Annotated in this window: 26 protein-coding genes; 3 read left to right on the top strand and 23 right to left on the bottom strand. The window is 65.0% G+C overall.

The genetic code is table 11. From position 1 onward, the window contains the following. Nucleotides 1-35: 35 nt before the first annotated feature. Nucleotides 36-335, top strand: coding sequence for a putative quinol monooxygenase (locus FJW05_RS12705; RefSeq protein ID WP_140632339.1), 300 nt, complete (start codon nucleotides 36-38; stop codon nucleotides 333-335). 13 nt (nucleotides 336-348) lie between these two features. Here the strand turns inward: FJW05_RS12705 and FJW05_RS12700 are convergent, their stop codons facing one another. Continuing rightward, nucleotides 349-822, bottom strand: a complete 474-nt coding sequence (locus FJW05_RS12700; protein WP_140632336.1) for a MarR family transcriptional regulator — start codon at nucleotides 820-822, stop codon at nucleotides 349-351. Between the two features lie 62 nt (nucleotides 823-884). Between FJW05_RS12700 and FJW05_RS12695 the strand changes: the two genes are divergently transcribed. Both FJW05_RS12695 and FJW05_RS12690 read left to right on the top strand, forming a co-directional pair. Further along, nucleotides 885-1,613 carry an NAD(P)-dependent oxidoreductase gene (locus tag FJW05_RS12695; protein WP_140632334.1) on the top strand — a complete coding sequence of 243 codons (729 nt, stop codon included), beginning with the start codon at nucleotides 885-887 and terminating at the stop codon, nucleotides 1,611-1,613. 232 nt (nucleotides 1,614-1,845) lie between these two features. Beyond that, nucleotides 1,846-3,627, top strand: a complete 1,782-nt coding sequence (locus FJW05_RS12690; protein ID WP_181164927.1) for a chloride channel protein — start codon at nucleotides 1,846-1,848, stop codon at nucleotides 3,625-3,627. Between the two features lie 63 nt (nucleotides 3,628-3,690). Here the strand turns inward: FJW05_RS12690 and FJW05_RS12685 are convergent, their stop codons facing one another. From FJW05_RS12685 to FJW05_RS12580, 22 genes are all read right to left on the bottom strand, one after another. Continuing rightward, entirely contained in the window at nucleotides 3,691-5,334 is a 1,644-nt protein-coding gene (locus FJW05_RS12685; protein WP_140632328.1) for an MFS transporter, read from the bottom strand. 150 nt (nucleotides 5,335-5,484) lie between these two features. Then, nucleotides 5,485-5,670: a hypothetical protein gene (locus FJW05_RS12680; RefSeq protein ID WP_140632326.1), complete on the bottom strand. Its 186-nt coding sequence runs from the start codon at nucleotides 5,668-5,670 to the stop codon at nucleotides 5,485-5,487. Between the two features lie 26 nt (nucleotides 5,671-5,696). Then, a complete protein-coding gene (gene fliQ / locus FJW05_RS12675; RefSeq protein ID WP_095766361.1) occupies nucleotides 5,697-5,963 on the bottom strand; it encodes a flagellar biosynthesis protein FliQ in 267 nt (88 codons plus the stop codon). Nucleotides 5,964-6,084: 121 nt separating this feature from the next. Then, nucleotides 6,085-6,492, bottom strand: a complete 408-nt coding sequence (gene flgD / locus FJW05_RS12670; RefSeq protein ID WP_140632323.1) for a flagellar hook assembly protein FlgD — start codon at nucleotides 6,490-6,492, stop codon at nucleotides 6,085-6,087. Nucleotide 6,493: 1 nt separating this feature from the next. Continuing rightward, entirely contained in the window at nucleotides 6,494-6,931 is a 438-nt protein-coding gene (flbT, locus tag FJW05_RS12665) for a flagellar biosynthesis repressor FlbT (protein WP_140632321.1), read from the bottom strand. Continuing rightward, a complete protein-coding gene (gene flaF / locus FJW05_RS12660) occupies nucleotides 6,928-7,275 on the bottom strand; it encodes a flagellar biosynthesis regulator FlaF (protein WP_040989989.1) in 348 nt (115 codons plus the stop codon). The genes flbT and flaF overlap by 4 nt, the downstream gene beginning before the upstream one ends. Before the next feature lie 31 nt (nucleotides 7,276-7,306). After that, on the bottom strand, nucleotides 7,307-8,356 hold the full coding sequence (locus FJW05_RS12655; RefSeq protein WP_140632318.1) for a flagellar hook-associated family protein: 1,050 nt from the start codon (nucleotides 8,354-8,356) through the stop codon (nucleotides 7,307-7,309). A 3-nt stretch (nucleotides 8,357-8,359) separates the two neighbouring features. After that, complete coding sequence (flgK, locus tag FJW05_RS12650; RefSeq protein ID WP_140632315.1) at nucleotides 8,360-9,808, bottom strand: flagellar hook-associated protein FlgK; 1,449 nt, start codon at nucleotides 9,806-9,808, stop codon at nucleotides 8,360-8,362. Nucleotides 9,809-9,837: 29 nt separating this feature from the next. Continuing rightward, nucleotides 9,838-11,091 (bottom strand): flagellar hook protein FlgE, encoded by a 1,254-nt coding sequence (locus FJW05_RS12645; protein ID WP_140542855.1) that lies wholly within the window; start codon nucleotides 11,089-11,091, stop codon nucleotides 9,838-9,840. A 214-nt stretch (nucleotides 11,092-11,305) separates the two neighbouring features. Beyond that, nucleotides 11,306-11,974, bottom strand: coding sequence for a response regulator transcription factor (locus FJW05_RS12640; RefSeq protein WP_095766367.1), 669 nt, complete (start codon nucleotides 11,972-11,974; stop codon nucleotides 11,306-11,308). A gap of 221 nt (nucleotides 11,975-12,195) precedes the next feature. Further along, a complete protein-coding gene (locus tag FJW05_RS12635) occupies nucleotides 12,196-12,786 on the bottom strand; it encodes a transglycosylase SLT domain-containing protein (protein WP_140632709.1) in 591 nt (196 codons plus the stop codon). Next, the gene (locus FJW05_RS12630; RefSeq protein WP_140632312.1) at nucleotides 12,716-14,065 is read right to left on the bottom strand and encodes a flagellar hook-length control protein FliK; all 1,350 of its coding nucleotides are present in this window, start codon (nucleotides 14,063-14,065) and stop codon (nucleotides 12,716-12,718) included. Before FJW05_RS12630 ends, FJW05_RS12635 begins: the two co-directional genes overlap by 71 nt. Then, entirely contained in the window at nucleotides 14,062-15,501 is a 1,440-nt protein-coding gene (locus FJW05_RS12625; protein WP_140632310.1) for a chemotaxis protein MotC, read from the bottom strand. The genes FJW05_RS12630 and FJW05_RS12625 overlap by 4 nt, the downstream gene beginning before the upstream one ends. 122 nt (nucleotides 15,502-15,623) lie before the next feature. Beyond that, entirely contained in the window at nucleotides 15,624-17,042 is a 1,419-nt protein-coding gene (locus tag FJW05_RS12620) for a MotB family protein (RefSeq protein ID WP_140632307.1), read from the bottom strand. Further along, on the bottom strand, nucleotides 17,039-17,665 hold the full coding sequence (locus tag FJW05_RS12615; RefSeq protein WP_140632305.1) for a hypothetical protein: 627 nt from the start codon (nucleotides 17,663-17,665) through the stop codon (nucleotides 17,039-17,041). The genes FJW05_RS12620 and FJW05_RS12615 overlap by 4 nt, the downstream gene beginning before the upstream one ends. Nucleotides 17,666-17,668: 3 nt before the next feature. Continuing rightward, nucleotides 17,669-19,327, bottom strand: a complete 1,659-nt coding sequence (fliF, locus tag FJW05_RS12610) for a flagellar basal-body MS-ring/collar protein FliF (protein ID WP_140632302.1) — start codon at nucleotides 19,325-19,327, stop codon at nucleotides 17,669-17,671. 174 nt (nucleotides 19,328-19,501) lie between these two features. Then, nucleotides 19,502-20,572 (bottom strand): flagellin, encoded by a 1,071-nt coding sequence (locus FJW05_RS12605; RefSeq protein ID WP_140632299.1) that lies wholly within the window; start codon nucleotides 20,570-20,572, stop codon nucleotides 19,502-19,504. Between the two features lie 258 nt (nucleotides 20,573-20,830). After that, nucleotides 20,831-21,817, bottom strand: a complete 987-nt coding sequence (locus tag FJW05_RS12600; RefSeq protein ID WP_140632297.1) for a flagellin — start codon at nucleotides 21,815-21,817, stop codon at nucleotides 20,831-20,833. A gap of 243 nt (nucleotides 21,818-22,060) precedes the next feature. Beyond that, complete coding sequence (gene fliP, locus FJW05_RS12595) at nucleotides 22,061-22,792, bottom strand: flagellar type III secretion system pore protein FliP (RefSeq protein WP_140632294.1); 732 nt, start codon at nucleotides 22,790-22,792, stop codon at nucleotides 22,061-22,063. After that, nucleotides 22,789-23,283, bottom strand: coding sequence for a flagellar basal body-associated FliL family protein (locus FJW05_RS12590; RefSeq protein ID WP_140632291.1), 495 nt, complete (start codon nucleotides 23,281-23,283; stop codon nucleotides 22,789-22,791). Before FJW05_RS12590 ends, fliP begins: the two co-directional genes overlap by 4 nt. Nucleotides 23,284-23,301: 18 nt before the next feature. Then, nucleotides 23,302-24,006: a flagellar basal body L-ring protein FlgH gene (gene flgH, locus FJW05_RS12585; RefSeq protein ID WP_140632288.1), complete on the bottom strand. Its 705-nt coding sequence runs from the start codon at nucleotides 24,004-24,006 to the stop codon at nucleotides 23,302-23,304. Continuing rightward, entirely contained in the window at nucleotides 24,003-24,548 is a 546-nt protein-coding gene (locus tag FJW05_RS12580) for a MotE family protein (RefSeq protein WP_246673399.1), read from the bottom strand. Before FJW05_RS12580 ends, flgH begins: the two co-directional genes overlap by 4 nt. Between the last annotated feature and the right edge of the window lie 43 nt (nucleotides 24,549-24,591).

The raw sequence follows: 24,591 nt of genomic DNA, 5'->3' as shown, positions 1-24,591 counted from the left end.
TACGGCGCCTTAGCCACCTATCGGAAGGAAATCGCATGCTCCTGATCATCGGCACGGTCCGCTTGCCGCCCGACAGGCTCGACCAGGCAAAGCCGGCGATGCAGCGAATGATCTCGGCGAGCCGCGCCGAGCCCGGCTGCCTCGACTATTCCTACTCGCAGGATGTGCTGGATGCCGGGCTCATCCATGTCTCGGAGGCCTGGATCGACCGCGCCGCGCTCGAGGCGCATTTCAAATCGGCGCATATCGCCGAATGGCGCGCGAGCTGGGCCGAGCTTGGCATCGGCGAGCGCAAGCTCACGCTTTTCGAGACGGACGTCGGCGCGCCGACCTGATCGTCTGTGGTGTCTACAGCTGTGCCGCCTCAGCGGTCGCGACGGCGACCAGCCAGCGCCGGACGGCGTGTTCCTCCTCGGCGGAGAGGCCGGCGGTCAGCTCGCCCTCCAATTTATAAACCCGCTCGCGGCATTTCTTCAGCAAGGCGCGGCCGCTGTCCGAGAGGTCGAGATGCTGGATGCGGCCGTGGACGGCGTGCGGCCGGCGGACAAGCGAGCCGGCCTTTTCAAGATTGCCGACGATCACGCTCACCGTCTGCGGCGTCAGCACCGCGAGCCGGGCCAGATCGGCATTGGACAGGCCGGGATAGGCCGAGATCATGGTGAGGGCCGCGAACTGCGCCTGCGTCACGCCGAATTCATCCAGCGCCCTTTCCACCTTCAGACGATAGGCGCCGGCCGCCTGGCGCAGCAGATAGCCCAGATAGCCTTGCTCGCCGCGCTTGCCTTCACCGGCGGACGGAATGGATGGGTTCCCCTTGCGCATGATGTCAGGGCTCTTATATGTTGTTCGTACTCTGATATTATAGCAGCAAGGAGCGAGAGACGATGGGCCATCGCATTTTTCTTGCGGGCGCCTCGGGCGCTATCGGTCGCCGGCTGGTGCCGCAACTGGTGGCGGCAGGTCATCAGGTGACGGCCACGACGCGCCAAGAGGCAAAAGCCGAAAACCTTCGGGCGCTTGGCGCCGATCCGGTGGTGGTCGATGTGTTTGATGCAAACGCTCTGCGCGCCGCGGTCGTGGCGGCGAAGCCTGAGATCGTCATCCACCAGCTCACAGACCTGCCGGCCGGGCTCGATCCCTCCAAGATGGCTGAAGCAACTGTACGCAACGCTCGCATTCGCGACGAGGGAACCCGCAATCTCGTCGAGGCGGCGAAGGCGGCCGGTGCCAACCGGCTGATCGCGCAAAGCATCGCCTGGGTCTATGCACCGGGCGCAGAGCCGCATGCCGAGACAGATGCGCTGGACAGCGATGCGGTAGGCGGCCGCGCCGTGAGCGTCGGCGGCGTCATTGCGCTGGAGAAGCATGTGCTCGGCGCCTCGCCGATCACCGGCATCGTGCTGCGCTACGGCCATCTCTATGGACCGGGTACCGGTGCGGACAGCGCCGCGGAGCCGGCCGTCCATGTCGACGCCGCCGCTTACGCCGCGCTGCTTGCCGTCGAGCGGGGAGCGCAGGGCGCCTTCAATGTCGCGGAGCCGAACCGCCATATCGCGACCGACAAGGCCGTCGGCGAGCTCGGCTGGCGCGCTGGCTTTCGCCTGGCCGAATGAAGGAGTTGCCGTCGTGACCTTAGCTTCCCGAGACTGCTCGGCACCGCGCGCTGAACATTCCGGTACCTGACTAAGTCTATCTCCTTGGTCGCGGCGACAAGTCTTTCGTAACGCTAATTGGCGCAACGCCAAAATGGCGCCACATGCGGTCGGCATTGCGATTGCCACGCAAAGCCGCCGCGCGTATCAGGCACGGCAGTTCTTATCTTTCGCATACCGGCGAGCCGCTCCGTTGCCTGCCAGAAAAGACCCACAAGTTTACGCCCGCCGGCTTCGCGCGGTGCTGATCAGCTCGATCCCCGTGCTCGAGGCGCGCGGCATCGTGATCGTGCTGATGGCCGGCATGGTCGGCGTCATCGCCGGCGCGCTGGTCACCGGCATGAGCGCCTTGGTGCAAGGCATGCATTACCTGCTGTTCGACGTGCAGCCGGGCGGCAGGCTTTCGGCGATGTTCTCGCTCGCCGATCCGGTGCAGGCGATGTTTCCGGCGATCGGCGGCCTGCTGCTCGGCCTTTCCGTCATCTGGCTCAGAAAGCGCAAGTTCCGCACACCTGTCGACCCGATCGAAGCCAACGCCCTCTATGGCGGGCGCATGTCGCTCACCGACACTTTCATCATCGTGGCGCAGACGATGATCTCAAGCGGCTTCGGCGCCTCGGTCGGGTTGGAAGCCGGCTATACGCAGATCGGCTCCGGCGTAGCTTCCCGACTTGCCCGCGCTTTCCGGCTGCGCCGCAACGATGTCCGCATGCTGGTCGGCTGCGGCGCGGCCGGCGCGATCGCCGCCGCCTTCGACGCACCGCTGACCGGCGCCTTCTACGGTTTCGAGCTGGTCATCGGCATCTACTCCGTCGCCAATGTGGCGCCGGTGATGGCGGCGGCGATAGCCGCTTCGCTGACGGCGGAAATGTTCGGCGGCGTGCCGTTCCCGCTGGAACTCTCAGGTCTGCCGAATCTGACCGCCGGCGAGTATGTGCCGTTCCTGCTGCTGGGGCTGCTCGGCGGGGCTGCCTCGATCGCGATCATGCATCTGGTGAGCATCGTCGAGCGGCTCTTTGTGCGATTGTCGATCGACGTGTCGGTCAGGCCGTTCATCGGCGGCATCTTAGTCGGCTTGCTCGGGCTGGTCACGCCGCAGGTACTCTCCAGCGGCCATGGCGCGCTGCACCGCGAATTCGCCATGAATTATGCCCTTCCCGTGGTGGCGAGCGTCTTCGTGATGAAGCTGGCGGCCTCCGCCATCTCGCTCGGCTCGGGCTTCCGCGGCGGCCTGTTCTTCGCTTCGCTGTTCCTGGGAGCCTTGCTCGGCAAGGTCTTTGCCGGCGTCATGGCGCTGACCGCGCCGTCGGCCGGCGTCGACCCGGCGGTCGCCGCCGTCGTCGGCATGACCTCGCTTGCGGTGGGCGTCGTCGGCGGTCCGCTGACCATGACCTTCCTGGCGCTGGAATCCACCCGCGACCTGACGCTCACCGGCGTGGTGCTGGCCGCCTCGATCATGTCGGCGATCCTGGTGCGCGAGACCTTCGGCTACTCCTTCTCGACCTGGCGTTTCCACCTGCGCGGCGAGACGATCCGCAGCGCGCATGACGTCGGCTGGATGCGCAGCCTCACCGTCGGCTCGATGATGCGCAAGGACGTCCGCACCATCCCTGCCTCGACCACGCTCTCCGAATTCCGCAAGGAGATCCCGCTCGGCTCGGCGCAGCGGGTCATCGCCGTCGAGCAGGCCGACCAATATGTCGGCATGCTGCTGGTGCCGGAACTGCACAGCGATCGCTCCGATGGCGAAACGCCGGTGAGTGCGCTCGCCCAGTTCAAGGACGCGGTGCTGGTGCCGTCGATGAATGTCCAGACCGCCGCCGAGACCTTCCAGCGCACCGGGGCCGAAGAACTGGCGGTGGTCGAGGATTTCGACGAGCGCATCGTGCTCGGCCTGCTCACCGAAAGCCATCTGATGCGCCGCTATGCCGAAGAGCTCGACAAGGCGCGGCGGGATTTGTCCGGCGAAGGCTAGCCGGCTGATCTTTGATCTTCGGCGCATGTCGTTTGCCTGAAGCACGCTTCGGACGACGTGCCGTCAGTGATCGATCGGCCCCTTCGGCGAGACAAGCGTCGTGCCGGCGGTGGTTGGACGCTCAATCATGCGGCGCACGCGCGGCGGGTTGTCGCCGCTGTGCAGCGCGCGGATGCGTTCGCCGACCACGGCGTCGGCGTGGGTGGCGCGTCGGTTGTGGCGGATATACTCGACCCAGGTCGGCGTGTGGTAGTGCTCGATCCACACCGCCGGATTTTCGAGGTCGCGGGCCAAAGTCCAGTTGCGGGCGCCGTCACGGCGGCGGATGCGGCCGCGCTCGGCCATCGTCGCCAGGAATTCCGGTACGTCCTCCTCGCGGATAATGTACTCGATCATGATGGCGATGGGGCCGCTGCGCGGCTTGAGATCGAGCGCCAGCATCGGTTCCTTGAAGCGGTTTAGTGGATCGAGGTTGAGCACCGTCTGCCGCGGCAGCGGCAGGACGAAGCCGATGGCGCCGCCGGCGAGCATCGCGACCGCCGCAGCGGTCAGCGCGGTCTCGGCGCCATGCGCGTCGGCGACGACACCCCAGATCCAGCTGCCCAGCGCGATGCCGCCGAAGGTCGCCGTCTGGTAGATCGACAGCACGCGGCCGACCACCCAGCGCGGCGTCGACATCTGCACGGTGACGTTGAAATGCGAGAGCGCGATCACCCAGCAGGCGCCGCCGATGAGCAGGCCCGCCGATGTCTGCCAGGCATTGTGGCTGACTGCGGCGTTGAAGGCGCATAGCGCGAAGCCGCTAAAGGCCATGCGCACCATCGTCTCGCTCGACAGCAGCTGCCGCAGCCGCACGCTGATCAGCGCGCCGCCAACCGCGCCGATGCCGAAGGCGCCGAGCATGATGCCGTAGGTCAGCGCGTCGCCCTTGACGACATCGCGCGCCACCAGGGGAAGAAGCGCCAGCACCGCGCCGGCGCTGAAGCCGAAGGCCGAGCCGCGGACCAGCACCTTGGCGATGTTGGGCGACATGGCGACATAGCGCAGACCGGCGCCCATTGCCGCGCCAAGCGACTCGCGCGGCAGGGTTTGCTCGGGCAGCGCCGGCTTCCAGCGGGCGAGCACGACGATCAGGCCGACATAGCTGACGGCGTTGGCGGCGAAGGCGGCCGCCGCACCCGCGGCAGCGACGATGACGCCGCCGATGGCCGGGCCGACGCTGCGGGTGATGTTGAAGCCCAGCGAATTGAGCGCGACCGCCGCCGGCACCTTGGCGCGCGGCACCATGTCGCCGACCGAGGCCTGCCATGACGGGCTATTCAACGCCGTGCCGCTGTCGATCAGGAAGGTGAAGGCAAGCAGCGTCCACGGCGTCATCCAGCCTTGCCAGGTGAACAAGGTCAGAAGCGCCGAGACGACCAGCATGAAGGTCTGCGCCACCAGCATCACCTTGCGGCGGTTGAAGCTGTCGGCGATGGCGCCGGCAACGAGCGCGAACAGCATGATCGGCAAGGTGGTCGAGGCCTGGACCAGCGCCACCTGGTAGGGCGAGGTGGCAATAGTGGTCATCATCCAGGCGGCGCCGACGCCCTGGATCAGGCCGCCGAAATTCGACACCAGGCTGGCCGACCAGACGGCGCGAAAGATGCCGTGCCGGAACGGCGCCAGCGCGGAGACGCGTTCGCTTTCCGGCTCGTCGTCGATCATGGTTGCGCCTTCGTCCGCTATAGAGGCTCGCCGCGCCCGCGGAGGCGGGCGACTCGCCAAAGAGTGCGACCCAACAATAGGATGGCAAAGGCGAAAATGCGTCGGCGAAGCTTTAAGCCAAGCATCTCGGCCGTCTGGACCAACTTTGGGTTATTTCGCGCCTCTCTCCTCGGCATGCAGGGCCTCGGTCAACGCGCCTGTTGTCTCGCCATTCATGTAAAGCCTGAGCAGCATTTCCATGCCGACGAGACGCAGGCGCGACGTTTCCTGGCTCCTTGCCATGTCGATCAAGTCGTCCAGTTCGGAAGCAGACCATTTCATCGCGTCGCGCAGCACGCCACCGCGCAGCGCGCTGCCTAGCGTCAGAAGCCGTGCTCGATGCGCTCGAAGATGACGTTGGTGAAGGCCGAGATCTGGCCGCCGATGAAGGGGCCGGTCAGCGCCACCACGAGCATGATGGCGACGATCTTCGGCACGAAGGTCAGCGTGATTTCCTGAATCTGGGTCAGCGCCTGGATGAGCGCGATGCCGATGCCGACGACCATCGCCACCAGCACCACGGGAGCGGAAGCGGTAAGAACCGTCCACACGGCGTACTGGACGATATCGAGGGCATCGGCCTCGTTCATGGCTGACCTCTCGCGAGCCCGCTAAAGCGGGTCGCATGAAAAACGGTTCACGCAACCTGTTTTAGGTTTTGATTTAAGCATGTCCTTGCCCCGAAACCGGACCCACTTTCGTGAGACATGCTCAGGCGGCCGGCTTGATCGACACGCCCGCGCCGACAGGGACCTGGGTGCCGTCCTGCAGCACGGCGATCAGGCCGCTGCTGGAGAGCGTCACCGAAGCCACCGTTCCGGTTGTTTTGCCGTCGGCCGAGGTGATCGAGCGGCCGATCAGTGCATCGGCCTGCGACAATGCCGAGGACTGCATGATCTGGTCGAGCTTGGTGTTGGTCTGCACCGACTGCTCGACCTGGGAGAAGGTGGCGAGCTGCGCGACATACTGCGTGGAATCCATCGGCTTGGTCGGATCCTGGTTCTTCATCTCGGCGATCAGGAGTTTCAGGAACGACTGGTAGTCAACCGCCGTCTTGGAAGTCTTCTGGCTGGCCTGGTTGGCGCCAACCGGGATCGTTGTCGTCATGTCCACGGCCATGTTATGCTCCTACAGCCAATGCGCGCGGCGTTTGGGGAATGTCGTCATTGTCTTCGAGCACCCTGCGCTCGAGCGGATAGAGCGCGCGGATCGCTTTCAGCGCCTCATAGATCTCATCCTCGCCGACCATGCGGTCGATCTGCTTCAGGCCCTTGCAGATGTCCTGGTTGTCGAAGCTTGCGATCAGCATCGGCAGCGAGCGGCGGAACATCTCGCGCGCCTCGGGGGCGCCGACCGGGTTGATCAGCATGATCTGCACGATGAAATAAAGCTGCCTGAGCGGCGTCGAGGCCTGATCGGCCTGGATGACGTGGCTTTCGAGCAGGAACTGCACGTCGTTCATCAGCTCGATGGTGACCTTGCGGTCGACGCGGATGACCGCGCCGTTGATATAGATCTTCTCGTTGGGCTTTAGCGAGATCTTCAGCGTGTTGGTCATTGGATGCCGTCTCGGATGATCTGGGAGACCTCGATCAGTCCTTCGAAATTGTTGGTGCGGCCCTGGCGGATGTCTTCCGTCTCGCGCAGCAGCCATAGGCCGATCGAGATCAGGTTGGCGCGCAGCTCCTTGGGCAGGGCGTTGTCGCTGGAGCCGAGATCCTCGACGAAGGTGGTCCAGATGCGGTTGGTGAAATGCAGCGCCTCGACGGCTTCCATCGACTCGGTGCCAACGGCTGCCGCCGCGGCCAGCATGTCGATCGAACGGGTGAGCAATTGCCGCTCCCGGTCCTTGGCGTCGGCGACGGAGTCGGTCTGGATGTCGGCGTAGGAGAATTGATACATCGTCGGCGCTCTGGCGTTCCGGTTTACGTGTTCAAGTCAGATAGTTCAGCAGGCTGAGCTGCTGCAGACGCGCGGTCAAGGCGAAGGAGGTCTCGATATGCTGCGTCAGGTCCGCGACCCGGGTAGCGGCTTCCGCGGGATCGACGCCCTCGAGATCGACGATATGCTTCTCGAACAGGTCGACCTGGGTTTTCATGCGGTCGCTGGCGTCGGATACGCGCTGCTGGGCAAGGCCCGTTTCGGCCCGCACCTGGGTAACGCCGCCGATGGCTTCGCCGACCAGCGCCTGCGCGCGGCTGACGACCGCGTTCTGGGCGGCCTCGCTGATGCTGCCGGTAAGCAGGCTGCTGACCATGACGGACGCCATGGCGAGCTTGCGGATACCCTGTTCGTTGGCGCTGACCGAGGTCTGGGTGGTTTCGTTGAGCGAGATGCGGCTGGTGATCTGCTCATCGGTGGCGCTCGACCAGTTGGCCTGCCAGCCGGCGCCCAGGAATTGCGGCTCGACCTTGGTGGTGATGAAGTCGTCCATCTGCGCGCCGGTGATGTTGGCCGCCGCCGGGTCGGTCTGGGCAAAGCCGAAATAGCTCGAGAAGGCCGCATCGAAGGCGGCCTTGGCCGGCGAGCCCGTGGCGTTGAAGTCGTCGATCGGCTTGACGTCGGTGTTGGTGCCGGCAAACAGATATTCGCCGTTGACGCTGGTGTTGAGGATACCCGTCATCTGTTGCAGCGCCGAGGCGCCGGCGGTTCGCAGGATGCTGGTCGAGGAGTCGCCCGACACGCCGCTGGTCAGCGCCGACAGGAAGCTCTGCGCGGCACCGGCGATCTGGCCGAGCGAATCTTGGGTCGATGTCAGGCGCGCGGTGACGAGCGCGTTGGAATCGACGATACCGTTCAGCCGGTCGAGGTCGCGCTGGAAGGTGACGGCCTGGGTCGTGCGCCCGCCCAGCGCCAGACCGACATCCGCGACCCTGCCGGTCGTGGATTCCGTCGTCGCCTTCACAAGGTCCGCCTGCATTTTCGCTTGCTGGTAACGCAGGGCGTTGGAGATGGCAGCTGAGGAAACGGCTGTCGCTTTCATGAATTATCCTACCGCGCTCATCAGGGCGTCCAGCATGTCGCTCACGGTCTTCATCATATGCGCCGAGGCCTGATAGGTGTGCTCGAGATCGAGAAGCAGGGACATTTCCTGGTCGACATTGACCCCGGTATCGTTGGACAGCGCCTCGGCCGTTCGCGCTGCCAGCGCCTGCTTGCTGTCGGCATTGGTCGAGGCCTGCTGGCGCACGCCTTCGAACCAGCCGATGGCATTGGCCGCGTAGTCGGAGACGCCGGAGCTGACGGCGATGCCGGCCGAGGCATCGAAGGCCATCGGCTGATCGAGCTTGTTGCCGTAGCTGATCAGAAGGTCCGAATAGGATGCGCCGCCGGTGTTGACGACATAGGCCACGCCGTTGGCGCCGCCGTCGCGCAACAGCGCGGGATTGCCGCCGGCGCTCGGATCGAAGGCGGCGTTGACGCCGATCGATCCGGCGAGGCCGTCGACCAGGGTGCCGGCGGCCGGGATTGCCGGGGCGCCGGACCAGGTGAACAGGCCGGCCGCATTGGGCTGCGATGGCGCGGTCTCGGCGAATGCGGTGACAAGGCCGCGCGCGATCTCGTCGAGCTGGCTCTGCATGGTCGAGGCGACGCCGTCGCGCAGCTTCAGCAGGCCCGCAAGCTTGCCGTCGGCGGAGTTGTCGCCGGTGCCGGCCGAGACTGGCACGTTGTCGATGTAGATTGTGTTGCCGGGCGTGCCAGCCGAATAGCCGGCCGACGGCGCGAAGGTCACCGAGCGCGGCACGGTCTCGAACAGCGTCGTGCCGTCCTTGGTGGTGATGACCATGTCGTTGTCGCCGCGCGTGAAGGTCGATACCGGGACATATTCCGATATCTTTTTCAGGAGGGCGTCGCGCTGATCGAGTGCGTCGGACACGTCGGTGCCAGATCGCGTGCCGGAGATGACGGCCTTGTTGGCATCCTGGAACTGGCCGAGCAGGGAGTTGAGGTCGTCGACGGCGGTGGCGATCTGGCTGTCGGCCTGGGTACGGAAGTCCTGGATCGCCTTGGTGCCGCTGTTGAGGGAATTCACCACCTGCTTGGCGGCATCGACGACGCTGGTGCCGAGGGTCTGGTTCGATGGCGTCGTGGCGTAGAGCTGCAGCTGCTGCTGCAGCTTGGCGATGGCCGTCGAGGGGGACGACGCGTTGTCGACCCCGTTGACCGACAGTTCGAGCTGATCCATGCCGTTGTAGAGCGCGCTCTGGCCGCTCCATGCCGACAGCGCCGAAAGGTTCTGGCGGAACAGGAGCTCGTTCGCGGCGCGTTGGATTTCCACCGCCCGGGCGCCCGGCGCCGTGCTGGTCACCACGGCGATGCGGCGGGTATAGTCAGGGTTCGACGCGTCGGCCACATTGCGCGATACGACACTGGTCTGCTTGGACGTGGCCAGGAGCGCCGATTGGGCAATGCTTAGTGCGGAGGAAAGCGACATGCTGATCTTTCACGGGCGGCGCCCGTCGTTTATCTCTTCAGGTTGACGAGGACGTCCATCAGGTCCGAGCCGGTCTGGAAGACCTTGGAATTGGCGGTGTAGCTGCGCTGCGCCGCAATCATGTTGGTCAGTTCCTCGGCGATATCGACGTTGGAGTTTTCAAGTGCCCCGGAGACGATGGAGCCGAGCTTGCCCTCATTGGCAAAGCCGATGTGGACGGCGCCGGAGTCGGTGCTCTGCACATAGACGTTGCCGGGCATCGCGGTGAGGTTGTCGGGGCTCTGAACGTCGGCAAGCGGTATCTTGTAAAGCGCCTTGGTCGAGCCGTCCGCGAACTGAGCGTAGATGACGCCGTCCTGGCCGATCTGGACCTTCTGGATGGAGCTCGGGGCATTGCCGTTGACCTTGGCGTCGGCGACGGTGAAGCCGGTGCCGAGCTGGGTCAGCTTGGAGAGATCGAGGTTGAGGGTCTGGCCGCCCGGAACGGTGAAGGAGACGCCCGTGGTCGCGCCGGTGAGCTTGCCTGTCGTGGTGTCGAAGGTGAGGTTGGCCGATCCCAGCGCGCCGCCGGCATAGGGGAAGGAGGTGCCGGGGGTCGCCTTCGACTGATCGAAGACCGAGACTTCCCATGTTCCGGTGCCGGTGTTGGTGAAATAGACGTCGAGCAGCTTCTTGTTGCCGAGATTGTCATAGGCGACCAGCGAGGTTTTCGACGTGTATTCGGCGGTCGCGCTGTTGCTGGACGGCAGCGGGCCGGAGGGCGGCGTCGCGCCCGCGGGCAGGTTGCCAGAGAACAGGCCCTCGGTGCTCGGCGTCGCCGTCATTTGCTGATCGGAGATCTGCACCGGCACGAGGCCCTCGAAGCCGTTGGCGGTCGCTGCCGGATCGCCATTGGCGTAGTCGTAGGCCATGAGCTGGTAGCCCGCGGCATTGACCAGCCGGCCCTGCGCATCCGGGACGAAGGAACCGGCGCGGGTGAGGTAGGGCGTGCCGCCGGCATCCTGGACGACGAAGAAGCCGTCGCCGTTGACGGCAAGATCGGACACCGAGGTGGTGTAGGTCATGACGCCTTGCGTGCCGACGGCCGAGCGGATCGTGGTGGTCACGCCGCCGGAATTATAGGCGCCGCCGGTGCCGGGCATGATCAGTGACGAGAACTCGGCCGAAGAGCGCTTGTAGCCGGTGGTGTCCGAGTTGGCGATGTTGTCGGCCACCGCGGAGAGGCGGTTGGCCTGCGCGTTCATACCGGAAACGCCGGTCCGCATCATTCCGTAGAGGCTCATCGATACATCTCCGCGTTGCCCGGGTAGGAGGCCATAAAATTATGCCTCGTGTCTTGCGCGAGGCTGGCGCGCGATGGGCCTAGACCGTGATGGCGCTTCGTTGAATCGCCATCACGCTCTGACTCTTTGTTGGAGCATGATCTTTGTCCGAAAACCGGTTCCCACTTTTTGCTTTCGCTGACCTTCGGTTCGGGATCATGCTCCAGGGCGGCCATCAAAACACCAGCCGGTAGCCGAGGAACCTCTTGGAATCGATCGGATCGTGACCGAGCTTCTCACGCAGCTTCTTGCGCAGCTTCGAGATGTGACTCTCCACCACGTTCTCCTCGACCTCCTCGTCGAAGATGCCGTAGATGGCGTTGAAGACCTGGGTCTTGGTCACGCGCCGGCCGCGGTTGCCGGCCAGATATTCCAGGATGCGCCGCTCGCGGCGCGGCAGCGGCAGCGGCTCGCCGTTGATCTCCGGATCGCGGCCGTCCATGAAGATCCGCATCGACCCGACCTCGGTATAGGCGGCCTCTTCGGAGCCGCGGCGGCGGATGGCGGTGATGCGGGCGAGAATCTCACGGATATGCACCGGCTTGCGGACGACATCGTCGACGCCGCTTTCGAACAGCCGCAGCGTGTGCTCGAGCGAGTGATGTTCGCTGAGCGCGATCACCGGCGCGCCGGTGCGGTCGCGGATCTGGCGCGGCGATATCGCGCCTTCGCGGCAGTCGCCGATGAGAAAGGCCCTGACGGATCTGAGATCGGTGTCGGCGGCGGAACTCACCCACTCGCCGAATTCGCCTGGCGCAAAGCCGGCAGTGGCCACCCCCTCGCGGTCGAAAAGTGAAGAGTAGCCCTCTGTCACGAGCTCTCGCTCGTCAACGATCACGATCATCGGCCCGCCCTCCGAATCATTTCACTTGCCCCGTGCGGAAAGGGGTACCCGGCTCGATGAATCCTGAAAAACCATCATTTCTTGTAGCTATTTTCTTGGGAGTTTTTTTGGGAACCGTAATAAAAGCGGTTGCGCTGGTGTATTCGCGCCAGCTGCTGACTGACGAATATCGGGGCCGGCGGATAGGCTGGCGAAAGTCGACCGGACCTCAAGCCAAACAACTATTGGTTGCAAAAAGTGCTGGCATTCGGCGTCCATTTGCCGAAGCCGGTGGCGACCATGTTGGCGATGACGCGGCAGACATAGACCTTCTGCGCCGGGTCGTTGTCGGGGCCGGCATGATAGCGGGCGACGGCCATCGACCAGGTCATGTGCCGGGCATGCAGGCTGACCAGGAAGCGCGCCGCGTAGTCGACATTGCGATGCGGGTCGAGCATGTCCTCGACGCTGCGGAACTGCGCGCCGTGATAGCGATGGTTTATCTGCATGCAGCCGAGATCGATCAGCGTCTTGCCCTCGCGACGCGCGTTCTCGAATGCGGCGAGCGCTTCGCCGCGACTGCGAGGAAACACGGCTTTTCCTTCTATATTCAAGGCATTAGGCTGAAGACTACCCTTCTTTCCGGTCTCGGTCAGGCCGACGGCGTACAGGATTCCGGCGGGCACTCCGTAGCGATCGGCGGCGCGCAGGATCTCCGGCTCGCAGGGATTGGCTGCGGCGCTGGCCGCGCCGGCAGCGAAACTAGATATACATATCGTCGTCAGCACGCTCGCGAAGAGGCGAAGCGGCTCGACCGAATTCCTGTGCGCCATCGCCATTGTTCCTTCCCGGTTGCCGGCCGCCGCCCGCACCGTTGCCGCCCGAGTTCCCAGGCTGGAACGAAGGCTGGTCGCGGCCTGTCGACATCGGCATGGCGCTGGTTGCGTCGGCGCGACTGGCCGCATGCGTCGCTATCGAGGGTTGCAGGATGGTGACCTTGTCGACGTCGAAGCCGAGGCTGCGCATCGACTTGACGACGGCGTCGCTGTCGGCGGTGAGACGGCGGTATGCCTCGTGTGTCTCGGGCTTCATCTCAATCGAAAGTCGCTCCCCCGAGAGCCGCAGGCTGGCGACAACCGATCCGAGCTCCGAAGGGTGCAGCTCGATCTTCAGCACATGTGTCGGAACGGCAACAGAATTGGTCGTCTGGGAGCCCGTCGAGGCGCTTGCAAAGGCTTGCTGGACGCCATTGTCGGAGGCAAGCCCTTCAACCAGCGCCGATGCCGTCTGGCCGATCGGGTTTTGCGCCGGCGCCGGGAAGCTCTGCTGGCTGACGACTTCCATGCGTCCGGCGGAAGAAGACGGCTTGCCCGGAGCCTGCTGCGCGGCCGACTGCGATTGCAGCGAAGCCTTGGATGCGGAAGCCGGCCGCCAGCCTTGCGGCGGCAACGGGCTATCGGCCGCCGGATCATCCCCTTGCGCCGGCAAGGCATCGGCATCACGCCGGCCCGGCATATCGAGAGCCATTTGCGCCTTCACCGGCTTCTGCTCAAAATCGGGCCCGGAATCGTCCGCTGCCGTCGAACGGATGGATCGCGACAGCGGCCCGGCGGAACTGTCGACCGCCGCACGCTTGCCGGCGCGCAGCGGCAGTTCCAGCGATCCGTGGTCGCCGGCAGCTTCTCCACCGTCAGCGCCGCCCGCGCCCGACGATTGCGCGAAATGCTTCATGTCGCCCAGCGCCATCAGCAACGGCAAGCGGTCCTGCAGCGGCGGGGGATCGTCGGCTTGCGCCGCGGTATCCTTATCCGCGGTCTGCTTCGCGGATAAGGATTGCCCGTCGGTCTTCGGGGACTTTCCCGTCGCCTTCTGCGAACCGGTTTTCCCCTGCGGGTCCTGGTGCGGCTCAGGCTTGCCGGCATTGGCCGGCAAGCGCCTTGCCGGATGCGCGTTCGGTATCACCGGTCCGGCCGTGTGCTTGTCCTGTGGGCTCTCGGTCCCATGCACCATCTTGCCGAAATTCTGATCCCCATCCTTGTCGCCGGTAGTGTGCTGCCGGGGCGGGGACTGTGTCGAAGCAAAGCCCGGCAAGGTCTGGTTGACGCTGGTCATTTTGGGGCTGCTCCGAGGAGTTGGTCGATCTGGTCGAGCTGACGCCGCGTGCTGGTCACCGCCGCATCGATTGGGTCTTGTGCAACGGGCGTCGCCGGTGCGGATGCCTTAACCATCGGCGCGGCGCCGGTCGGAGCCGGAGCGGCCGCCGGGGTTTCAGCCGATACTTGCGCCGGCTGCGGGACAGGGGGCAGCGAAGCGGCGGGCGCCGTGTCTTTCGCCTGGTCGCTCGGCGCGACCGCTGGATCGCCCACCGCGACCGCTGGATCGCGTGTCATGACCGGTGGCTGGTCGAGCATCGCTCCTTCCACGGGAGGCAAGTCCGCATTGGCCGGGTCGGCTGAGGCCTCGGTCGCGGATTTCCCTCCGTCGCCTCTTGCAACGATTGTCGGTGCGGCTTCGGCATTGGCGGGCGCTTTGACCGGCGCCATCACTTCGCCGGCCACGGCCTGCGCGGCGTCGAGCAGGTCGCGGTCGCTTTGCGAAAGCTTGCCGCGATCGATCTTGCCGAGCTTGGCTCGCACTTCATCGACACTGGCCGATGTCATGGTGGAAAGGCTCGAATAGAGCTGAGTGCGCGGGTCGTCCCGGTTGCCGTTGCCGTTGCGGCCCAGCTCGGCCTTCGCCGAGGCGAAAGCCGAGAGCTCCGTCATCCCGTCGATCGCGGCACGGCGCGCGATGCGCAGGTAGATCACTGTCTCGCGCTCGGGATCCATCATCGAGGTGATGTCGGCGATCTTGTCCTGGCTGATCGCCATGTGCAGCGTGATGACGCCGGAAACAAAGGCATCGGCGAACTGGCTGGCGTAAGGCGAATAGAGGTAGGACGCGACATACTGGGTCGAAGCCAGCGCGAAACGAGCGGCGTCGCCCTGCGCGGCCGCGATGCCCACGGAGCGGCGAAGCGCCGCCTCCTCGACCAGCGTGCCGGGGCTGAGCAGGCGCGCCTCGTCGAGCAGGTTCAGCGCTGCCGCAGGATCATCGGTCGCAAGCAGCGAGCCCTTGACCAGCGCCAGGAAAGCGCCGAGGTCGGCGGGCACGCCCATCGGATCGATCGGCTTCAGCATTTCGATCGCCTCGGCCGGCCGGCCGCTCAGATAGGCGACGACGCCTTTGGCGATGGCCAGGCTTTGCGGGTCGGTTGCCGCGCGCGAAGCCGCCGCCGCGACCGTCATCGGATTGCCGCCGCTCATGCCGTAGACAAGCAAAGCGCGGAAGTTCTTCGGCTCCTTGAAATCCTCGGCATCGGCATTGTGCATCCGGGCGTCGATCATTTCGAGGAGTTTTGCCTGCATCGGCAACGCAGCATGATCGCCGCCGGCAATGCGATCCTGGATCAGCTGCAGCGAACGCACGAGCTGATAGGGTTGCAGGGCGTCCTGCGCGAAGGCCGCCGATGACGGCCCGGCGACGAACAGCGCCAGCGCCAGCGCCATCCCAGGAAAAGCGTGAGGCGGTCTTCCGTTTGGAATTGCGCCAAGGCAAGGAGGTGGAGCGGCTCGCCGTTTCGCTGAAACGGCGAAGCGCTCCATCGCATGGCCGATGACGGTCCTGGCCCTCATCCGCCGGCCGCCATCAGGATTTCGATGCGCCGGTTCGCGGCAGCCATCGGATCGGAGGCGATCTTTGGCTGCCGGTCGGCGAAGCCCGCGACCTCGGTGATGCGGCTTTCGTCGACGCCCCCGCGCACCAGCATGTAGTAGGCCGAATGGGCGCGCGCGGTGGACAGCCGCCAGTTGTCGTAAGTGTCGCTGCGAAACGGCCGCGCGTCCGTGTGGCCGCTGATGGTGATGGTGCCCTTCTTCTCGTTGACGATGCGGCCGATCTTTTCCATCGCCAGCACCAGCTCGCGGCGCGGCATGGCCGAGCCGATCTCGAACATGCCGAAATCGAGCTGGTCGGTAATCGAAATGACGACGCCCTTGTCGGTGGCCTCGACCGAGACGCCGTCGGCGAGCTTTTCACCCGGCAGGAATGCCTTGGCGAGTTCCTTCTTGATATCCGCCGCTTCCTGAAGAGCGGCTTTGCTCGGCGCCTTGTCGCCTTTGTCGGCGGCTTGCTCGGGTTCAGTCTTCTCCGCCTTCGCGGTTTCGGCCTTGGTGTCGGCCGCTGCAGCCTCGCGCTTGTCGACTTCAGCTTTCCCGCCTTGGGCTATCTCGGTCTTGTCTGCTTCGCCCGACGGCGTCTCGGCCCCGGCTTGCGCGGCCTTTGGCCCGCTCTTGGCCTCGGTCTTTTGCGGAGTTGCCAGCGGCTCCAGCGGCGCGGCCGCCAGCGCAGGAGCGGCCGGAACGGCCTTCACCTTTTGTACCGCGATGGTGGCGACCTTCTCGCCGGGCTTGACCGGATCGCCTTCGATCCAGGCGCGTTCGGCGGTGGCCTCGGCGCCAGGCGCCGCCACTTGCTGCGACCAGAAATCCGGCGCGAACGGATCGCGATAGGATTCGCCGCCGGATGCGCCGGTTGCCGGACCGGCCGCCTGGGCGCCGCCTTCGCCCTTGGCGCTGACGTTCTGCATCACGCCTGTATCGGCGGCGATCTCCGCCAGCACCGCGTAGGGATCGGCGAACAGCTTTTCGTCGGAGAGCTGGGCATCCTGCGCCCCGTCCTTGGTCTGGCGGCGTTCGGAGGAACCGGCGCCGCCCTTGCCGTCGTCGCCCGCCTTGGTCGCGCCCTGCTGCGGGTTGTCCGCGGTCAATCCGACCTTGCTCGGGCCGTCGCCGAGGTCTTCCAGGCCCTTGCGGCTGGAGTTGCGATCGATCAGCTCGACCGGATTGAAATAGCTGGCGACGGCTGCCTTGGTCTGCTCGTTGGCGGCGTTGATCAGCCACATGACGAGGAAGAAGCACATCATCGCCGTCATGAAGTCGGCGAAGGCGATCTTCCACACGCCACCATGGTGACCGTCGTCATGACTGTCGTGATTGCGCTTGACGATGATGATCTCGTGCCGGGTGTCGGCATGATCGACGGCGCTCATGACAGGACCTCCGACAAGGACGCCGACCACTCGGCGATACGCGTCTCGAACACGGTCTCGTCGATGGTGATGGTCAGGTCGAAGCCCGGCGCCTCGCTGAAGGCGAGATTGGCGGCGCGGGATCCGAGCGCCGCCTGCAGCGGCTCGAACAGTGACAGCGGTCCGCGGACAGCGATGCGCACGGCCTCGCTGTCGGCGACCGCCGCACTGATGGCGCGGGAAAGGGCGGCGAGCGAACGCTCCTGCAGGTCGTCGCTGAGAAGGCCGCCGACGATACGGGCGACGGTTGCGCCGGCAAGCTCGGCAACGCGCTGCTCCATGGCCTCGATGCGCGTGGCAACAGCGGTGCCGAGATCGCCGCCGAAGCTTTCAAGGAATCTTTGCGCGGCCTGGTCGCTGGCCTGGCGCTCGGCGTCGAGCGCTGCCTGATGGGCGAGCGCGAGGCGCGCCTCGAGCGCTGCCTCCGCGTCGGCCACGGCCCCGGCGATCAGCGCGCCGATGTCGGCCTGCGGCTCCGGCGCGGCCGGCAGATGCTCGGCGTCGCGCGCGGTCGGCGCCTGATTGGCACGCGGCGTGCGCGAACCAAAATCGGGCAGGAGATCGAAGAGGGCTGCCGAGGCCATGGCCTAACCCACGGCTTCCGGGACGGCTGCCCATTTGCGCAGAATCTGCGCGGTGCGCTCCTCGTTGAGGTCGACCATGCGGGCAAGCCGGTCCTGCGGCGCCGGCCGGATTTTCTGGCGAAGATCATCGAGCGGGGTTGCACCGGCGCGCGCGCCGGGCAGGGCGCCGGCCGGGGTCTCGGCGGTGATCGCGGCGACCGGCGCATCGGGCGTCGGCAAGGAACGCTGCACGTCGTCGAAGCTCGGGCCGGCAATGGCCGTAGGCCTCGCCGACGCCGTCAGCGCGGCGGCCATCGGCTTGAGGCCGAAGAAGGCCACCAGGAAGACGACAACGATGAATGCGCCGGCATTGATCAGCGTACCGGTATAGGTGCCGATCGAGGCGAGAATGCCAGGCTGATCGATCGGCTCGCCGTCGAGGCCGTTGATGAATTCGACCGCCGAGACATCGATGATGTCGCCGCGCTTGTCGTCGAAGCCGGTGGCCGAGGCGACCATCTTCTGGATGTCGGCGACGCGCTTGGCGATCTGTTCCGGCGTGGCGTCCTTGCCGAGGATGGTCTTCAGGCGATCCTGGTTGACCACGACCGCGATCGACATCTTGTTGACCGTGTAGCCGTTGGAGACAGTGGCGATCTTCTTGGAATTGATCTCGTAGTTCGTGATCTCTTCCTTGCGGTCGTTCTGCGAGGTGGATTGCGGGCCCTCGGTGCTGGTGGTCTGCGTCTCGGGCAGGTTCTGCTCGACGCTGGTCGGGGTCGAGGCCTGCTTCTGGTTGCTGGCCTCGTTGGTCTTCACCGACTGCACCGAACGCTCGACGCGCGAGTTCGGATCGAAGATCGTCTCCTCGGTCTGGCGCGTGTCGGTGTTGACGTCGGCCTTGACGCTGGCGCGGAAATTGTCCGGGCCGAGATAAGGGGTGAGCGCGCGGCGGATGTTGTCGCCGATCTGCGCCTCGACCGTCTGCTCGACGCCCAGCGTGCGCGCGGCGCTCGTGTTGGACGGGTCGTCGCCGGCCGCCAAAAGGTTGCCGTTGGAATCGAGCACGGTGACCTTGTCGGCCGACAGGCCGGGAACGGCAGCGGCGACGAGGTGGCGGATCGACATGGCGCTCTTCTCGGCATCGCTCCCGGCATAGCGGATGACCACCGAGGCGGAGGGCTGCTGCTCGTCGCGGCGGAAATTGGCGCGCTCGGACATGACGATGTGGACTCGAGCCGCCTTGACGCCGGAAATCGACTGGATGGTGCGCGCGATCTCGCCTTCCAGCGCGCGCACGCGGGTGATCTGCTGCATGAAGGAGGTGAGGCCGAGCGAGCCTACATTGTCGAACAGCTCGTAGCCGGCATTGGCGCTGGTCGGCAGGCCCTTCTCGGCAAGCAGCATGCGCGCCTGCGCGGTGGTGCCGGCCGGCACCATCACGGATGTGCCGTCGGAGCCAACATCGAAGCCGATGCCGGCGTCGGCCAGCACCAGTCCGATCTGGTTGACGTCGGAACGCTCGAGGCCGACATAGAGCGTCTCATAGGCCGGACGGTTGAGATAGACCGACGCGATGCCGATGACGGCCATGACCAGGGCCGCGATGCCGCCCATGAGCGCCAGACGCCTCACGCCGAAGCTCTTCAAATTCGCGATGATGCTCTGGATCTGTTCCGGCACGATTCAACCGCTCCCAGCATGACTGTCCGCCGGAAGACTAGACCGCGAAGCTTGTGCGAGGATGATAGGCGTGCCGCCGAAGGTCCAGCAAAGCGTCGACCCGGCCTCTTATCGAAAAACGAAAAAGGCCGCGCCCGAGGCGCGGCCTTTCGCTGGTCGGAATGTTTCTGTCGTTTAGCCGTTCTTGAACAGCGCCAGGATCGACTGCGAGGAGCTGTTGGCGATCGACAGCGACTGAATGCCGAGCTGTTGCTGCACCTGCAGGGCCTGAAGGCGGGTCGATTCCTTGTTCATGTCGGCATCGACGAGCTGGCCGACGCCGCGGTCGATGGAGTCCATCAGGCTCTGCGTGAACGTCTTCTGCAGGTCGATCGAGCTCTTGGCGGCGCCGAGCACGGTGGCGGCGTCGGTAAGCTGACTCATGACGTTGTCGATCTTGGTGACCATCTGCGTGATGATGTCATCGGTCACGCCCGCTGCCGTGATGTCGAGATTGAAGGCGGAAACGTTGTCGATCTTGACGGGCGTGCCCGTCACAGCTCCCTGGCCCGCGGTGTTGGCGGCGATGTCGGTGGCGCCGCCGGCGATCGAGGCCGCGTAGGCGGCATCATATGCCGACTGGTCCGCTGCGGTGGAGTAGATCGAAGTCTTGCGATCGAGAATGCCCTGGTTCTTGACGGCCGTTGCGAGGCCGGAATCGAACAGCTTGGTGCTCTCGACATTGATGTCGATGGTGCCGAGCGAGATGGCGCCGGACGAGGAGCGGTTGAACGAGGAGACGATCTGGGCGTCGGGCTGGACGCCGTCATTGGCGGCGGCGACCTGGGTTGACGTCACCGAAAGGTAATTCGAGCCGGAGAAGGTGGCGGCATCGGCGAAGGATTTCATCTGCGCTTGAAGCGTGGTGATTTCGGTCTGCGTCTTGGCCTTGTTTGCATCCGACTGGCCGACGGCCGACAGAAGCTTGGTCTTGAGCTGGCCGATCGTCGAAAGGACGTTGTTCATACCGGTATAGGCTGTATCGACTTTCGAGGCGCCGAGGCCGAGCGCGTCCTGCACCGTGGAGAGTGCTTGATTGTCGGAGCGCATGGTGGTGGCGATCGACCAGTAGGCGGCGTTGTCGGCGGCCTCGGAAACCCGATAGCCGGTCGAAATCCGGGCCTGCGTCTGCTCGAGCGATTTGTTGGTGGCGTTGAGGCTTTGAAGTGCAGTCAACGCCGCAGCGTTCGTCATGATGCTCGCCAAGAAACTCGCTCCTTCTCAAAAGCCGGCATGCCATACAGGCCGGGTTGGGCCTGTCCATCGGTTGCGAATCGTGCCGGTCGGGCCGATTCGACAACCTAAGTGATTGGTTAACCATACCTACCGCGATATGGTTAATGGCATGTTAAAAGTAGGCTTCCGAGAGGTTAGGGAACGAGGGTTGCGCGAGCCTTGAGCAAACGCAAATCGGGCCGCGCTTTTGGCGCGGCCCGATGCTTTGGTCCGGTCAGTATGAAGCGATCAGCCGCGGAAGAGCGACAGGATCGACTGCGACGAGCCGTTGGCGATCGACAGCGCCTGGACGCCGAGCTGCTGCTGAACCTGCAGCGCCTGGAGGCGGGTCGATTCCTTGTTCATGTCGGCATCGACGAGCTGGCCGACGCCGCGATCGATGGAGTCCATCAGGCTCGAGGTGAAGGTCTTCTGCAGGTTGATCGAGCTCTTGGCCGCGCCGAGCTTGGTAGCGGCGTTCGTCATGTCCTTCAGCGCGGCGTCGACGACGTTCATCATCGCCTGGATCTGAGTGTCGCTCGCAGCGGTGGTGCCGGAGAAGATCTTCAGGGCGGCGACCGAATAAGTGTCGGTGGCGGCGGCAGCAGCGCCCAGGGTCGGGGCCGAGGCCGTGGTGACAGCGGCGCCGGTGGTGCCGAGACGCTCCGTGTCGAGGATGCCCTTCGCGGTCGGGGCAGCGCCTGCGTCATAGAGCTTGATGGTTTCCACGTTGACGTCGATCGTCGAGATCGAAACCGCGCCGGTGGCGCCGCGGTTGAAGGCCGATACGATCTTGACGTCGGCCGCCGTGCCCGAAGCCGTCGAGACCGAAAGCATGTTGGTGCCGGAGAAGGTGGCGCCATCGGCATAGGCCTTCAACTGCTTCTGAAGAGCGGCGATTTCGACCTGGGTCTTTTCCTTCGAAGCATCCGTCTGACCGAACGAAGCGGTCAGCTTCTGCTGGATCTGGTTGATGGTCGTGATCGCGCTGTCCATGCCGGTGTAGGCGGTGTCGACCTTTGAGGCGCCGAGGCCGAGCGCGTCCGAGACGGTGGACATGGCCTGGTTGTCGGAGCGCATCGTGGTGGCGATCGACCAGTAAGCGGCGTTGTCGGAAGCCTGCGAGACGCGATAACCCGTCGAGATGCGGGCCTGGGTGGTGTCGAGGTTTTTCTGGGTGGCGTTCAAGCTCTGCAGCGCGGTCAGCGCCGAGGCATTGGTCATGATACTGGCCATGGTACTCGTACCTTATTTTTACACGGATTTTTTGACATACCGGTATGTCCGGTATGACGGTGCGGCATCATGCCAATGACCGCTCGATTGGGTCACCCGCCATCTGCAGGCGACTATGGCGGCAAGTTGCTACCAAAGACCTAAATCGGACGGTTAATCGAAAATAATGTTGGAAGGCTTGCGCGCAGTTTGCTCAAGCCGTCGAGGCTTGGCGCGGCACGCTTGCGTGGCCCGGCGGGGCGATCAGGTGAAGGATCGCACCAGGCTGCCGACCAGAAGGTTCCAGCCGTCGATCAGCACGAAGAACAGGATCTTGAACGGCAGCGATACCACCGTCGGCGGCAGCATCATCATGCCCATGGCCATGGTGACAGTGGCGACGATCAGGTCGATGACGAGGAAGGGCAGGACGATGAGGAAGCCGATCTCGAAGCCGCGGCGGATCTCCGAGATCATAAAGGCCGGCACCAGGATACGCAGGTCGACGGTCTCGCGCGAGACGGTCTGGCCGCGCTCCCGGGCGAGGTCGGCGAAGAGGTCGAAATCCTTGTCGCGCACATTGTGCAGCATGAAGTCGCGGAACGGACCGGAAATCTTCTCGAACGCCTCGCCCTGCGTGATCTGGTTGTCCATCAGCGGCTTGACGCCGGTGTTCCAGGCCTGGTCGAAGGTCGGCGCCATGACATAGAAGGTCATGAACAGCGACAGCGAGATCAGGATCAAGTTGGCCGGCGTCGATTGCAGGCCGATGCCGGCGCGCAGGATCGAGAAGGCGATGACGAAGCGGGTGAAGCTCGTCACCATGATCAAAAGGCCCGGGGCCACCGAAAGCACGGTGAGCAGGCCGAACATCTGGATCAGATAGCCGACGGTCGTGCCGTCGGCCTTGCCGATGCCGCCGAGATCGAGCTGCTGGGCCGCGGCGACGGACGTGGTGACGACGATGAGCGCCGTGGCTATGAGGAGCTTTCTCATTCGAGCAGCATCGTCCTGACGAGAACCTGTTTGGCGTGGCCGCCGCTGCGCAGCGCCGCGCGCTCCTCGAGATCGGCCTTGAGATGCTGGTAGCCGCTGGCGCCTTCGATCTGATGCAGCTTGAGCGTGCGCACATAGGCGAGCAGGTCCTGGTGGATCTGCTCGGTCACTTCCTGCGACTGCGGAGCATCGTAGAGCAGCGACGCCTCCAGCCGGATCCAGACTTCCGACGGCGAGGCGAGATTGGTGGTGATCGGCGCCAGCTGAACCAGCGTCGGCCCGGCGCCCGCCTTGCCGCCTTCGGCGGGTTTTTCCGCGGCGCCGGCGTTTTCCGGCGCCGCGGGCACCGGTGCCGGCGTTTCGCCTTGCTTGAGATAGCCGCCGGCAAGCCAACCCATGCCGACCGCCGCGCCGGTCATGGCCAACAGCATGGCGAGCTGGATCGCCAGGGAAGGTCCCTTTTTCGGCTGGACTTGCTCGACATTTGCCACGGCAGCGCTCTCTCGGCCCTAGAAGGGAAGAACCTGGTCGAGGATCTGCTGGCCATAGGCCGGCTGCTGGACCTCGCTCACACGGCCACGGCCGCCATAGGAAATGCGCGCCTCGGCGATGCGCTCGTAGGGGATGGTGTTTTCCGCGCCGATGTCGGACGGACGAACCATGCCGGCGATGGTCAGCACCCGAAGCTCGTAATTGACGCGGACCTCCTGCGAGCCCCTGATCATCAGATTGCCGTTGGGCAGCACCTCGGTGACGACGGCGGCGACATTGAGCTCAAGGTTTTCCGAGCGTTTGATCTCGCCGTCGGCATTGGTCTCGGTGCTGGAGCTCAGGCCGGCGTCGCCCTTGCCGCTGGTGCTTGCCTTTTCCCATCCGAGATTGACGTCGTAGCCAAGCTTGCGCGCGGCGGTGCGGCTGCGGTCGTTCTGGTTCTTGAAATTGGCCTTGTCGTTGAGCTTGATGTTGACGGTAAGGATGTCGCCGGCGCTCAGCGCGCGCGGATCGGTAAAGAGCCGGCTCTGGCGATCGTCCCACAGCGAGAATTTCTTCGGCCGCGAGGCAGGCGGCTCGGGATAGCTGTAAGGGCCCGGACCGCCTTCACCGATGCCGGAACCGACCGGCGACAAAGCTGGCTCCCTGCCGACCTCCCTGAGATCGGTACCGCAGCCGGCCAGGGTGGCGAGGGCGATCAGGGCCAGCAATTTCAACTTCATGACGGATCAACCCTTCGCGCCGCGCTGGCCATGATGCCGGTGAGCGTCGCCGCCGCCTTCTGGTCCATTTCGTTCAAGATGACGCCGGCCTTGCGCGAATCGAGCTTCATCAGGATGGCCGCCGCGAGCTCGGCGTTGACCATCGCCAGACGCTCGGCGGCGGCATCGGGCTTCATGCCGGCATAGATCTTGACGACGCCGTCCTCGGCACGCGCCAGGAACACCTCGCGGCGCTTCAGCCATTCCTCGTATTCGGCCCGCTTTGCTTCCAGCGCTTTCATGCGCTCGTCGATGCCGGCCTGCAGCTGCTTCAATTCCTCGGCCTGGAGAGCGTAGCGGCGGTCGCGCGCAGCATCCGCGATGTTGGAGCAAAAGCGCTGGATCTCGCTTTCGTCCGGCGCCTTGCCGCCTGCGAGCGCAGCGGGCTGAAGCGGCGCGCTCTCGTGTGTGAGCTGGGCCGGCTGAACCGGCGCCTGACCGCCCGGCAACACCTGCCGCACTTCTTCCGCGTGGGCAGCGGTCCCGCCAAGCAGAGCAACCATTGCCGCGATGGCGCGGAAGCTCAGGTGACGGCGGGGTGTTGGG

The sequence above is a fragment of the Mesorhizobium sp. B2-9-1 genome (genome assembly GCF_006439455.1).
Classification (GTDB): Bacteria; Pseudomonadota; Alphaproteobacteria; order Rhizobiales; family Rhizobiaceae; genus Mesorhizobium.
Note: the sequence above shows the minus strand (reverse complement) of the source record. Positions and strands in the feature narration are given on the sequence as shown.

Coding starts and splice junctions, on each gene's coding strand:
- flgK (WP_140632315.1), bottom strand. CDS start 9,808: ATGTCGCTTTCCTCCGCACTAAGCATTGCCCAATCGGCGCTCCTGGCC.
- FJW05_RS12700 (WP_140632336.1), bottom strand. CDS start 822: ATGCGCAAGGGGAACCCATCCATTCCGTCCGCCGGTGAAGGCAAGCGC.
- flgH (WP_140632288.1), bottom strand. CDS start 24,006: ATGAAGTTGAAATTGCTGGCCCTGATCGCCCTCGCCACCCTGGCCGGC.
- FJW05_RS12655 (WP_140632318.1), bottom strand. CDS start 8,356: ATGAAAGCGACAGCCGTTTCCTCAGCTGCCATCTCCAACGCCCTGCGT.
- FJW05_RS12685 (WP_140632328.1), bottom strand. CDS start 5,334: ATGATCGACGACGAGCCGGAAAGCGAACGCGTCTCCGCGCTGGCGCCG.
- FJW05_RS12620 (WP_140632307.1), bottom strand. CDS start 17,042: ATGAGCGCCGTCGATCATGCCGACACCCGGCACGAGATCATCATCGTC.
- FJW05_RS12640 (WP_095766367.1), bottom strand. CDS start 11,974: ATGATCGTGATCGTTGACGAGCGAGAGCTCGTGACAGAGGGCTACTCT.
- FJW05_RS12625 (WP_140632310.1), bottom strand. CDS start 15,501: ATGGCGCTGGCGCTGGCGCTGTTCGTCGCCGGGCCGTCATCGGCGGCC.
- fliQ (WP_095766361.1), bottom strand. CDS start 5,963: ATGAACGAGGCCGATGCCCTCGATATCGTCCAGTACGCCGTGTGGACG.
- FJW05_RS12695 (WP_140632334.1), top strand. CDS start 885: ATGGGCCATCGCATTTTTCTTGCGGGCGCCTCGGGCGCTATCGGTCGC.
- flbT (WP_140632321.1), bottom strand. CDS start 6,931: ATGACCAACACGCTGAAGATCTCGCTAAAGCCCAACGAGAAGATCTAT.
- FJW05_RS12635 (WP_140632709.1), bottom strand. CDS start 12,786: ATGGCGCACAGGAATTCGGTCGAGCCGCTTCGCCTCTTCGCGAGCGTG.
- FJW05_RS12630 (WP_140632312.1), bottom strand. CDS start 14,065: ATGACCAGCGTCAACCAGACCTTGCCGGGCTTTGCTTCGACACAGTCC.
- flaF (WP_040989989.1), bottom strand. CDS start 7,275: ATGTATCAATTCTCCTACGCCGACATCCAGACCGACTCCGTCGCCGAC.
- FJW05_RS12645 (WP_140542855.1), bottom strand. CDS start 11,091: ATGAGCCTCTACGGAATGATGCGGACCGGCGTTTCCGGTATGAACGCG.
- FJW05_RS12580 (WP_246673399.1), bottom strand. CDS start 24,548: ATGGTTGCTCTGCTTGGCGGGACCGCTGCCCACGCGGAAGAAGTGCGG.
- FJW05_RS12600 (WP_140632297.1), bottom strand. CDS start 21,817: ATGGCCAGTATCATGACCAATGCCTCGGCGCTGACCGCGCTGCAGAGC.
- flgD (WP_140632323.1), bottom strand. CDS start 6,492: ATGGCCGTGGACATGACGACAACGATCCCGGTTGGCGCCAACCAGGCC.
- fliP (WP_140632294.1), bottom strand. CDS start 22,792: ATGAGAAAGCTCCTCATAGCCACGGCGCTCATCGTCGTCACCACGTCC.
- FJW05_RS12705 (WP_140632339.1), top strand. CDS start 36: ATGCTCCTGATCATCGGCACGGTCCGCTTGCCGCCCGACAGGCTCGAC.
- FJW05_RS12615 (WP_140632305.1), bottom strand. CDS start 17,665: ATGGCCTCGGCAGCCCTCTTCGATCTCCTGCCCGATTTTGGTTCGCGC.